This is a genomic window from Synechococcus sp. R70.1, from assembly GCF_047461675.1.
Taxonomy (GTDB): Bacteria; Cyanobacteriota; Cyanobacteriia; order Thermostichales; family Thermostichaceae; genus Thermostichus.
The window spans coordinates 1-3,185 of the sequence record NZ_JANSHR010000069.1; the positions used below are offsets into that span (position 1 = coordinate 1).

Here is a 3,185-nt window from a genome sequence, read left to right on the forward strand (position 1 = left end):
TCGCGGGCAACCATGAGACGCCGCGCGTGGCAGGCAGCGGCTGTATCCTCGCGCTGCTGAAACACCTCGACGGCGTACAGGTCGTCTACGACCAGATTGATGGGCTGGAGATTCCCGCGCTGAACGCGACCCTGCTATGCATTCCCGCGCGGGGTGTGCCCGACATCGAGCGGCGCATCCTACAGCCGAACCCAAACACACGCTACAACCTGTTGCTGCTGCACGGCTTGCTGGAGGGCGTCACCCAGCTCACGCTGGAGCGACCGATTGACCGCCAGAAAATCGTGCGCGACGAATGGGACTACATCGCGCTGGGCGACTGGCACATCTATCAACAGGTTGCGCCGAACGCGATTTACGCAGGCGCAACCGAGTTCACCAGCACCAACATCTGGGAGGAGGCAGGCGAGCCGAAGGGATGGGTGCTGTACGACGCCGACACGCGCACGCACGAGTTTCACCCCATCCGCACGCGCGCGGTGTACGACCTGCTGCCGATAGACGCTGCGGATATGACCGCCGTGGAGTTGAACCAAGCCATCGAGTCGCGGGCGGACGCGCTGGGCGACGCGCTGAATGGGGCAATCGTGCGGCAGCGCGTGTGGAACCTGCATCCCGACCTGCGCCCCCACATCGACGGCGAGCTGCTGCGCGAACTCAAAGCGCGCGCGTTGCACTACCTGTTAGACCTGCGTGCGCCGCGCCCCAGCACAGGCGGACGCGCCTACGGGCAGACCCCCGAAGCCGACGGCGAGAGCCGACTCACCCTCGCCGACGAATGGCGCCTGTTCGCCGCCGCCTACGACCTGCCCGCCGACATCGACCGCGCGGAGTTTGTGGCGCTGGGCGCACGCTACCTGGAAGAGACGGATGCCACTGAACAGAGATGAACACGGCGAAAATCGCCGCCAAATTGCCTCCAATTGCGGCAGGAATGGGGTATAATTAGGCGTATGTTAATGTGCGGAGGTAGAGTAATCATGCAACGACGCGGATTTACGCTGATCGAGCTACTGGTCGTTATCGCGATCATCGCCATTTTGGCGGCGATCTTGTTCCCTGTGTTCGCTCAGGCGCGCGAGAAAGCGCGTCAGACCCAGTGTCTAAGCAACACCAAGCAGATCACACTTGGCGGACTGCAGTATATCCAGGACTACGACGAGGCGTTTCCTTTTAGCCTGTACATGACCTCGAACGGCGCGGGCGGCTTCTGCGCGTTTACGGTCTACCATGCCATCTTCCCCTACATGAAAAACGCCGACCTATCGGGGTGTCCGTCCGATCGGCAAGCATGGGATGTGCGCACCGCGTTCTCGCCGTTGGAGCTGTGTCCCAACAACCAGCGCTCTGACTTCAAGACGACCGCCTACATCGGCAACTGGTGTCTGTTTGAGCGGGGCAGCATGCCGCTACAGCAGTGGCCGTGGCCTGGCGGTCCGCGCTCGATTCGGCTCGCCGAAATCGACGATGTGGTGCGCACGCCCGTATTGTATGACGGCGTGTTAGGCGACCATCAGGGGCGTCAGGATGGGCTTGGCTCCTACATTCAGGGGCGGCACAACCTGGTAGCGTCTGTGGGCTATGTCGACGGGCATTCGGGGAATGTCAAAACGCGGCAGGTTCAAGGCGGACAAGTCACTGTGCGCGAGACTGCGCGCAAGACTAAGCCGCTCTACGCCGTGATTGACACGAGCCTACCGTTCCACACCCCTGCAGGCTCCAACTACATCTACTACGGGCTGTCGGGCATCGTCTCGCAGTACCCGTCGGGGCACCCACGCGGCGGACGCCCGTGCCACACTTGTCCAGGGCAAGCGGGGCGCACGGATCAGCCGTTCGGCGACGACGGCGCGCCCAACCACTGCCGACGCACCAACTAACCCAACAGGGGGGCGCATTCACTGTGCCCCCCTTGACAAAACGGGATTTCTATTGTATAATTACCGTACCCGACCACCACGGGAAAGGAGGAATCGATGATGATGCAGATGGTACGACTCTTCGGGCTTTTAGGCATCGTGGCGCTCATCGGCGCAAGCCACGCGCAATCTCTGGCTGACCGCCTGCGCGATGCAGGCAGCGTCTCGTTCAAAATCAACAACGCCGACTACGCCGTGAACATTAACTTGGGACAAGGGTGCGTCCAGTCCTTTGCCAGCGGCACAACAGGCGCACAAAACGCTTTTGTCATCAACTTTGACCCAGGCACCCTCAACTTCACTACGACGCTGAACCAGATTGTTAACGCAATAGCGTCCACCCAGACTGTGCGCTTCGTCGCCAGCGTCAGCGACAACCGCATTACTTGGAGGGCGGAGAACATCCCCCAGCCCGTCTGCACAATCATCACCATCGGGGGGACAGGCTATCCCTTCCGCATCGATAGCATCTACGGAACCATCGAGGTAGACTTGGAGGAGATTCAATGCACGAGCGACCCGCTGGGGCTGCTGAACCGTGTAGTTACAATCCAGCTGAACAATGTGACGGCGACCTCCGAGGTGGGCTTCACAGGCTTCGTGACGGATGCAGTGTGTAACCCGTTGATTCCCGCCTGTGCGCGTGCGTTCAACATCCAGTTGGCTTCCTATGGCGGCGCGCGGCTGGAGGGCGATGTGGACTGCAACGGCTGCGTCGATGACGCCGACCTGCTGGCAGTGCTGTTCGCCTTCGGCAACACAGGCACAAACCTGCCCGAAGACCTCAACGGCGACGGCACAGTGGACGACGCCGACCTGCTGACGGTGCTGTTCGCCTTCGGTAGCGGGTGCTAAGCCCTCACCCCCAGCCCCTCTCCCGCGTGGCGGGAGAGGGGTGTCGTGCGCTTTTTTGCCCTCACCCCCAGCCCCTCTCCCCTAAAGGGGTAGTTTTTTTGCGGGCGTGCCTGCTCGCGGCGTTGCCGAACAGAGCATTTTTACCGCCATGCGAGCGAGACGCTCGCGCTCCCAGCACGCGCGACGCTGGGAACGCGGGCGTCCCGCCCGCAATGCCAACCGCGCGAGAAAAAACCTACCCCCTTTAGGGCGGCGGGAGAGGGGTGTCCCGCGCTGAAACCTTTGGAGTGCTGAAGCGAAGCTTCAGCGTCGGGCGGAAGCTGTGCTTCCGCACTCCATAATACTAATCGCTGAGCCAGAGTTCACAAAAGTACGGATAAACGAGAACCCCCTCCTTAAGGTTCCCCCTGC

The 3,185-nt window shown here is 61.6% G+C and carries 2 protein-coding genes and 1 pseudogene; all 3 read left to right on the plus strand.

What is annotated here, in order from left to right:
* Nucleotides 1–890, plus strand: a pseudogene (locus NW807_RS08885) (hypothetical protein); the annotation flags it as partial.
* A 90-nt stretch (nucleotides 891–980) separates the two neighbouring features.
* Nucleotides 981–1,880 (plus strand): prepilin-type N-terminal cleavage/methylation domain-containing protein, encoded by a 900-nt coding sequence (locus NW807_RS08890; RefSeq protein WP_414425875.1) that lies wholly within the window; start codon nucleotides 981–983, stop codon nucleotides 1,878–1,880.
* 96 nt (nucleotides 1,881–1,976) lie between these two features.
* Nucleotides 1,977–2,774 (plus strand): hypothetical protein, encoded by a 798-nt coding sequence (locus NW807_RS08895; RefSeq protein ID WP_414425876.1) that lies wholly within the window; start codon nucleotides 1,977–1,979, stop codon nucleotides 2,772–2,774.
* Nucleotides 2,775–3,185 lie beyond the last annotated feature (411 nt).